The organism is Roseateles sp. P5_B10, assembly GCF_056400485.1.
Genome location: NZ_JBFULE010001314.1, coordinates 1 through 956, shown reverse-complemented (window position 1 = coordinate 956; position 956 = coordinate 1). Strand labels below are relative to the sequence as shown.

Genomic DNA, 956 nt, shown 5'->3' with positions numbered 1-956 from the left:
TTCCTGAAATGTCCAGATCGACCATGATGGCAATTCGAACTCCCTGGGAAGTGGCCTTGGAAGGTTTGTCTTGTTTGAGCGTGATCTGATCCGAAAGCCGGCGACCACTTTTCGGGATCACGCCCTAGAATGTCTTGCGATAGCCGACCGTCACGGTGCGGCCCCAGGAATAGACCGGCAGGTTGCGCACCGACGTCGCGGTCGGATTCTGCAATTCCRCATCGAACAGGTTGTTGACGGCAGCATAGGCCTCGCCGCCATAGACTGGCCCGCTCAGCGCAGCATTCATCGTGAAGCCGCCTTCGAGGGGATAGATCGTGTTAGCAAGGTTGATGCCGCGGTTACGAGCGGCATAACCCTCGCCCTCGACGCGCAGCTTGATGCCGTTGTCGAAACGATAGTCGCCAAAGATCAGGCCGCGCACCGGGCTGCCGATCCGGTTGTTAGGAAGCCAGCTATCGAGCACGCCATCCTTGTTGCTGTCGAAGCGACCTTCCTTGTAGCCGATGGTGGTTCCGAGCGTGAAATTCCGGTTGATCGCCATTTCGCCGATATATTCGACGCCGTAGATCATTTCCTTCTGCTGCGAAATCAGGTTGGTGACCGGATCGAACGTCACGCCCTTCTCGGACGTGCTGACAAAGCCGGTGATGCTGCCCTTGTAGGGGCCGTCGCCGCCGCGAATACCGATCTCGTAATTGTTGACGATCTGGGCTTCCGGCGCGATCGAGGTGAAGGAGATGGTCTGGCGCGCCAGCGGCAGGCAGTTCGGCGTCGCCACCGGACAGGCAAAGGCCGTGGATGACAGACCGGCGCGGCGCTTATATGCGCCGACATCAGGCAGCGCATAGCCCTGCGAGAAACCGCCGAACAGATCGATCTTGTTGTTCAGCTTGAAGGTCGCGCCGAGATTGTAGGTCGGCGACGCATATTCGTATTGGCCGCCAATAACGTTG

General features: G+C 58.6%; 1 protein-coding gene. It reads right to left on the bottom strand.

What is annotated here, in order from left to right:
• Window positions 1-124: 124 nt before the first annotated feature.
• Window positions 125-956: TonB-dependent receptor domain-containing protein (locus AC1DU6_RS32980; RefSeq protein WP_477862509.1), on the bottom strand; the 832-nt coding region annotated here is incomplete at its 5' end.